8 protein-coding genes are annotated in these 6,246 nt (G+C 70.0%); 6 read left to right on the forward strand and 2 right to left on the reverse strand.

Annotation, left to right across the window (positions count from 1 at the left end):
* Positions 1-31: 31 nt before the first annotated feature.
* Positions 32-871, reverse strand: coding sequence for a TIGR03560 family F420-dependent LLM class oxidoreductase (locus FCN18_RS37250; protein WP_112277020.1), 840 nt, complete (start codon positions 869-871; stop codon positions 32-34).
* 2 nt (positions 872-873) lie between these two features.
* On the reverse strand, positions 874-1,362 hold the full coding sequence (locus FCN18_RS37255) for a hypothetical protein (protein ID WP_137097396.1): 489 nt from the start codon (positions 1,360-1,362) through the stop codon (positions 874-876).
* Between the two features lie 226 nt (positions 1,363-1,588).
* Between FCN18_RS37255 and FCN18_RS37260 the strand changes: the two genes are divergently transcribed.
* From FCN18_RS37260 to FCN18_RS37285, 6 genes are all read left to right on the forward strand, one after another.
* Complete coding sequence (locus FCN18_RS37260) at positions 1,589-2,812, forward strand: NADP-dependent isocitrate dehydrogenase (protein ID WP_112277024.1); 1,224 nt, start codon at positions 1,589-1,591, stop codon at positions 2,810-2,812.
* 78 nt (positions 2,813-2,890) lie between these two features.
* On the forward strand, positions 2,891-3,409 hold the full coding sequence (locus FCN18_RS37265; RefSeq protein ID WP_137097397.1) for a hypothetical protein: 519 nt from the start codon (positions 2,891-2,893) through the stop codon (positions 3,407-3,409).
* A gap of 192 nt (positions 3,410-3,601) precedes the next feature.
* Positions 3,602-3,919 carry an SH3 domain-containing protein gene (locus FCN18_RS37270; RefSeq protein ID WP_137097398.1) on the forward strand — a complete coding sequence of 106 codons (318 nt, stop codon included), beginning with the start codon at positions 3,602-3,604 and terminating at the stop codon, positions 3,917-3,919.
* A gap of 52 nt (positions 3,920-3,971) precedes the next feature.
* Positions 3,972-4,781: an exodeoxyribonuclease III gene (locus FCN18_RS37275; RefSeq protein ID WP_137097399.1), complete on the forward strand. Its 810-nt coding sequence runs from the start codon at positions 3,972-3,974 to the stop codon at positions 4,779-4,781.
* A 171-nt stretch (positions 4,782-4,952) separates the two neighbouring features.
* Positions 4,953-5,624: an HD domain-containing protein gene (locus tag FCN18_RS37280; protein WP_113643588.1), complete on the forward strand. Its 672-nt coding sequence runs from the start codon at positions 4,953-4,955 to the stop codon at positions 5,622-5,624.
* A gap of 138 nt (positions 5,625-5,762) precedes the next feature.
* Positions 5,763-6,074: a hypothetical protein gene (locus FCN18_RS37285; protein ID WP_228714331.1), complete on the forward strand. Its 312-nt coding sequence runs from the start codon at positions 5,763-5,765 to the stop codon at positions 6,072-6,074.
* The last annotated feature ends 172 nt before the right edge of the window (positions 6,075-6,246 follow it).

Below are 6,246 nucleotides of genomic sequence, written 5' to 3' on the forward strand. Positions count from 1 at the left end.
TTCAACGCAACAAAGGTGGCCTTGGGGGCGGTTACACGAGCGGGGCGGCGGCTTCGGCCAGCTGCTCCAGGAACGCCGGCTCGTTGTGGTGCGGGAGGTTGAACACCAGGAGGTCCACGCCCGCCTCCCGGTAGCCGTGGGCCTCCTCGACGGCGGGGCCGATGCCCTTGTCGGCGTGCACGCGGACGTTCACCGCGCACGCGATCTCGCTCGGGTCGCGGCCGACGTCGGCACAGTGGGCGAGCAGGATCTCCCTGAGCTCCAGCCACTGCCGCGGTGACTCCGTTCCCGCATGCCACGCCTGCGCCCAGCGTGCCGCGGCCCGCAGGGTGCGCTTCGGGCCGCGCCCGCCGATCGTGATGGGCGGGTGGGGCCGCTGCACCGGTTTCGGCTCGCACCGGGCGTCGGTGAGCCGGACGTGCTTGCCGTGCAGGGTCGTGGTGGGCTGCGTGAGCAGTCCGATGATGGCCTGCACGCCCTCGTCGAAGAGGTCGAACCGGTCCCTCAACGGTGGCAGCTCGATGCCGTAGGCGTCGCACTCCTGCCGGTTCCAGCCCGCGCCGAGGCCGAGCTCCAGCCTGCCGCCGGAGATGATGTCCGTGGTGGCCGCCATGTTCGCGAGCACCGCGGGGTGGCGGTAGATCATGCCCGTGACCTGGCAGCCGATGCGGATACGGCGCGTGGCCTGCGCCAGCGCGGCGAGCATGGTCCAGCCCTCGAGGTTCGGGGCGGTCACGTCGCCGGAGAGCGGGTAGAAGTGGTCCCAGTTCCACGCGGACTCGAACAGCTCGATGTCGTCGGCGGCCCGCCAGACCTCCAGCAGTTCGGCCCACGTGGTGTGCTCGGGCTTGGTCTTGATCCCCAACCGCATCGCTACGCCTCCCCGTCCTCGGGCGAGAACCTACGTCGCAGCAGCGCGCACGCCAGCCCGGCACCGGTGAGCAGCGTGCCGACCGCGAGTACGGCGCCCAGCGAGACCAACGTGAGCGTGCCCACCCCGAGCTCCAGCCAGCGCGGCAGGCCGCCCAGCGCGTCGTAGACGGTGCTGGGCGAGACGATCCCGAGCAGTCCCGGCGCCACGCCCCACAGCAGGCCGCCGGTGAGCGGCGCCGCGGCGGAAACCGCACCGAGCGCGGCGACGACCAGCAGAAGCGCCGCGCCGCCCACGATCAGGGCCGCGGCCGCGCCGTCTCCGCTCTCCGACTCCTCGGCCATCCGCGCGAACTGCCTGCCACCGCCGGACGAGAGCGCCCACAGCCCCACCGGGGTGAGGACCAGCCCGGCGAGCGCTGACAGCAGGTGGGCCGAGGCCCGGCCGCGCCGCCGCGCCGAGCGCGGGCCGGGAGCCGTGTCTTGGGGCATCGTCGACATCTGGTGTTGGCCTCCGTCGTCGCGCCCGTCACGGCCCCATGCGCGGGGCCCTTCGGGCGTCGTAGATTGCGGTGAGCCGAGTCTGACACCAGCGGCAAAGGGTACTGGTGAGTAACCAGGGCCCGCCGACATCGGTCCCGAAATAGCAGTACGCTTGTACCGCTAACACCTGCCTGAAGGACGAACGCGTAGACCCGCGAGAGGAGCCCCGCCGCTCATGGCCAAGATCAAGGTCGAGGGCACCGTCGTCGAACTCGACGGCGATGAGATGACCCGCATTATCTGGCAGTTCATCAAGGACAAGCTGGTCCACCCGTATCTGGACATCAACCTCGAGTACTACGACCTGGGCATTGAGGAGCGGGACCGCACCGACGACCAGATCACGGTCGACGCCGCGAACGCCATCAAGAAGCACGGTGTCGGCGTGAAGTGCGCCACCATCACGCCGGACGAGGCCCGCGTCGAGGAGTTCGGCCTCAAGAAGATGTGGCGGAGCCCGAACGGCACCATCCGCAACATCCTCGGCGGCGTGATCTTCCGCGAGCCGATCGTCATCCAGAACATCCCTCGGCTCGTCCCCGGCTGGACGAAGCCGATCATCGTCGGCCGTCACGCGCACGGTGACCAGTACAAGGCCACCGACTTCAAGGTCCCGGGCCCCGGCACCGTGACGATGACCTACACCCCCGAGGACGGCTCCGAGCCCATCGAGTTCGAGGTCGCGAACTTCCCCGAGGGCGGCGGCGTCGCCATGGGCATGTACAACTACCGGCGCTCGATCGAGGACTTCGCGCGGGCCTCGCTGCAGTACGGCCTCGACCGCGGCTTCCCCGTCTACATGTCGACGAAGAACACGATCCTCAAGGCCTACGACGGCATGTTCAAGGACGTGTTCCAGGAGATCTTCGACGCCGAGTTCAAGGCCGACTTCGACGCCAAGGGCCTCACCTACGAGCACCGGCTGATCGACGACATGGTCGCCGCCTCGCTCAAGTGGGAGGGCGGCTACGTCTGGGCCTGCAAGAACTACGACGGCGACGTGCAGTCCGACACCGTGGCGCAGGGCTTCGGCTCGCTGGGCCTCATGACCTCGGTGCTGCGCACGCCGGACGGCCGCACCGTCGAGGCCGAGGCCGCGCACGGCACGGTGACCCGGCACTACCGCCAGCACCAGCAGGGCAAGCCGACCTCGACCAACCCGATCGCGTCGATCTTCGCGTGGACCCGTGGCCTCGAGCACCGCGGCAAGCTGGACGGCAACTCCGAGCTGGTGGGCTTCGCCAACAAGCTCGAGCAGGTCGTCATCGAGACCGTCGAGAGCGGCAAGATGACCAAGGACCTCGCCCTGCTCGTCGGCAAGGACCAGCCGTACCAGACCACCGAGGAGTTCCTCGCGACGCTGGACGAGAACCTGGCCCGCAAGATCTCGCAGGGCTGAGTCCCCGCGAGCTGACTGCCGCACCACCACAACGGCGCGCGGTCCCCGGACGGGACCGCGCGCCGTTACTATGCGCGCGTGCTGATCCGATCTCGTGCCGTGCTCGCCCTGTTGCTCCTCCTGGTGGTCGCCGGGTGCAGCCAGCAGGTCGGCGGCACCGCCTCCGCGCCGGAGAACGCAGGTTCGAGCCGGAGCGCCGAGCCGAGCGCCGAGCCGACCTCCCAGGAGCCGTCGAGCACGCCCGCGTCCTCGTCGATCGACGTTTCGCAGCTGCCGGGCACCTGGCGGGGCTCGTACTTCTGCGCTCAGGGCGAGACCGGGCTGGAGCTCGAGGTCTCCCCGGCCGAGGGCGACACGGTGCCGGCGGTGTTCTCCTTCTTCCCCGTCGAGGGCGGTCCGCCGACTCCGTCGGGCAGCTTCAAGGTCAACGGCGTCGAGGAGAACGGTCAGTTCGTGTTCCGCCAGGACGCCTGGATCGAGCAGCCCGAGGGCTTCGTGATGGTGGACCTGGGCGTCGCCTCGGTGGAGAACGGCACGATGACGGGCCGCGTCGGCGGCCCCGGCTGCGACGCCTTCTCGCTCACCAAGGAGAACTAGGACCGGATCGTGAGCTCGCGCCTGCGCGGCCGCGGGGCGCTCCGCTGCGATCAAGACCCCTCAATGACGGAGGGTGACTGACCACTAACGGCGATGGCGCACGCGAGTGGATTGCGGGGTCGGGGTCTGTTTCGGGGGCCAGGGTGCCCTTACCCTGCGAGCAGCGCCTGTCGCCGTCGGTAAGGAGTGCGCGTGGTACTCGGGATACCGAAGAAGACGCTGATCATGCTGGGCCTGCTGGTGGGCGTGGTTGTCATCTTCGCGCTCGGTTCGGACCAGCAGTCCTCCGGCGCCGAAGGCGGCTCCTCGGAGTGCCGCGTCACGGTGACCGCGGACATCCTCAACGTGCGCGCCGGGCCCGGCCTCGACGCGGAGATCGTCGGCAAGTACCGGCAGGACGCCGAGGCGGAGGCGTCCACGAAGGTGCAGAACGGCTTCCGGCAGCTGTCCGAGAACCGGTGGGCCGCCGACGACTTCCTCGAGCCGGTCGACGGCGCCAACTGCGGTTAGGGCGGGTCTCCCGACCCCGGCGGTGTCGGAGCCCGCCGGTAGCCTGCCCGGCGTGCTGACTGTCTCGACCGTGAACGTCAACGGCCTGCGGGCCGCCGCCAAGAAGGGCTTCACCGAGTGGTTCGCGGCCACCGGTGCGGACGTCGTCGCCTGCCAGGAGGTGCGCGCCGACGCCGAGAGCCTGTCCGCGCGGCTGCGTGAGCCCGACGGCTGGCACACCGCGCACGCGGCATGTTCGATCAAGGGCCGCAACGGCGTCTGCCTCTACAGCCGCGTGGAGCCGGAGTCGGTGCGCGTCGGCTTCGGTGAGGCGGAGTTCGAGGAGAGCGGGCGCTACGTCGAGATGCACCTGCCTGGCCTGGTGGTGGCGAGCCTGTACCTGCCGAGCGGCGACGTCGGCACCGAGCGGCAGGAGGAGAAGGAACGCTTCATGCGGGCGTTCCTGCCCTACCTCGTCGAGCTGCGCGGCAAGGCCGAGGCGTCGGGGCGGGAGGTGCTGGTGGTGGGCGACTGGAACATCGCGCACGCCGAGATCGACCTCAAGAACTGGAGGGGCAACCGCAACAACTCGGGCTTCCTTCCGGAGGAACGCGAGTGGATGGGCCGCGTGTTCGGGGAGGCCGGCTACGTCGACCTCCAGCGCAAGCTCGACCCGGAGGGCCCCGGCCCGTACACGTGGTGGTCCTACCGCGGCAAGGCGTTCGACAACGACTCGGGCTGGCGGATCGACTACCTCGTGGCGACCCCTGGTCTCGCGCAGCGGTGCACCTCGGTGGTGGTGGAGCGTGCGGAGACCTACGACCAGCGCTGGTCAGACCACGCCCCGGTGACGGCGACCTTCGACTGGGACTGGCCGAGTTAGGAACACGGGGCGTTCAGCCCGAGATCGGTCACCATGTGGCGATGTTCGGCTCGGCGACGGGCGAGTCCTTCGACGTGGCCTGCGGCGACGTGGACGCGGTCATGGAGTTCGTCGCGCAACGGTGCTGAAACCCGTTGCCCCGCCTGCGGCCGGCCTGCCAGGCTCGGCGCCGTGCCGGCTCCTGACGACGGACTCCTCCTCGACGCCAACCCGCTGCCCGACGGCCTGCCCGCCAGGCTGGTGGAGCAGCTGACCTTCCTCGCCGAGGTCGACAGGCTCAAGACCGTGCTGCGGCAGTCGCCGCTCGCCGCCGCGTCGCGGCGCGAGAACGACGCCGAACACTCGTGGCATCTGGCGTTGATGGTCACGGTGCTCGCCGAGTACGCCGACGAGCCGATCGACGTGGGGCACACCGTCGAGCTGGTGGTGGTGCACGATCTCGTGGAGATCTACGCGGGTGACACGCCCCTCTACGACGACGAGGGCCGGCTCACGCAGGAGCAACGCGAACGGGAGGCCGCCGACGCGCTGTTCGGTCTCCTACCCGCCGACCAGGCCCGGCGCTTGCGTGCGTGGTGGGACGAGTTCGAGGCCCGCGTGACGCCGGAGGCCCGTTTCGCGAAGGCGATGGACCGCCTGCAGCCGTTGCTGCTGAACTGGCTCGCGAAGGGCGGCACCTGGCAGTCCCCCGGGGTCACGGCCGACACGGTCCGGAGCCGCAAGGCGTGCATCGGCGAGGCGTCCGCCCAGCTGGGGTCCGTCGCCCGCGCCCTGATTGACGAGGGCGAACACCGCGGGTGGGTCGAGCCGGGTCACCCCAACCCCGACCCCGTCGCGGGTTAGCCCCAGTGGCTCGCTAGTCTCTGCCGACGTGCACGAAGATCGCCAGGGTTGACACTCTCGGTAGTTTTCTTCGCGGCAACACTCACTCTTTAGGGTGAGCGACGCAGGAATGGCAGTCTCGACTCGGGAGGCACTCCGGTGCGCAACCCAGACAGTGAGCCGGCCCGCCCGGCAGCGCGCGTACTCGCCTACGCGGCTGTCCTCACCGGCGTTCCGGCAAGCCTGCTCGTCGCAGGGGCCGGCAGCGCGTCCGCAGCGCAGGCCGAGCCCAACGCGATGACCTTTGGGTTGCTCGGCCCCGTTGGCCTGGTCGCGGTCGTGCTGGGCATCCTGGGCATGACCGCGGGTGTCGTCAGGCAGCGCCGGAAGGCCCGCGCCGCGGCGGTCGTTCCCGTCGATCCCGCCCCCGCTCCCGCCGAGGCCGCGGTTTATTCCCGCGCAGGCGAGTAATCACTCACAGCCGAAGGGCTTAACGATCAGGTCGCGGCACGCCTAGTCTCGGGTTCATGCCTGAACCCGTGTCGATCGCGCCGCCCGAGCCGCCGCCCTCACCCTCCGCGCTGCGTCGCGCGCTCAAGCGTGCCGTGGATGGTGTTGCTCTTGATGTGACCGAGTCGGCGGT

Source organism: Prauserella endophytica, from assembly GCF_005146945.1.
In the GTDB taxonomy this organism is placed as follows: Bacteria; Actinomycetota; Actinomycetes; order Mycobacteriales; family Pseudonocardiaceae; genus Prauserella_A; species Prauserella_A endophytica.

Bases quoted from the DNA above. Each gene is read 5' to 3' on its own strand.
- FCN18_RS37250 (WP_112277020.1), bottom strand. From the start codon at position 871: ATGCGGTTGGGGATCAAGACCAAGCCCGAGCACACCACGTGGGCCGAA.
- FCN18_RS37255 (WP_137097396.1), bottom strand. From the start codon at position 1,362: ATGCCCCAAGACACGGCTCCCGGCCCGCGCTCGGCGCGGCGGCGCGGC.
- FCN18_RS37260 (WP_112277024.1), top strand. From the start codon at position 1,589: ATGGCCAAGATCAAGGTCGAGGGCACCGTCGTCGAACTCGACGGCGAT.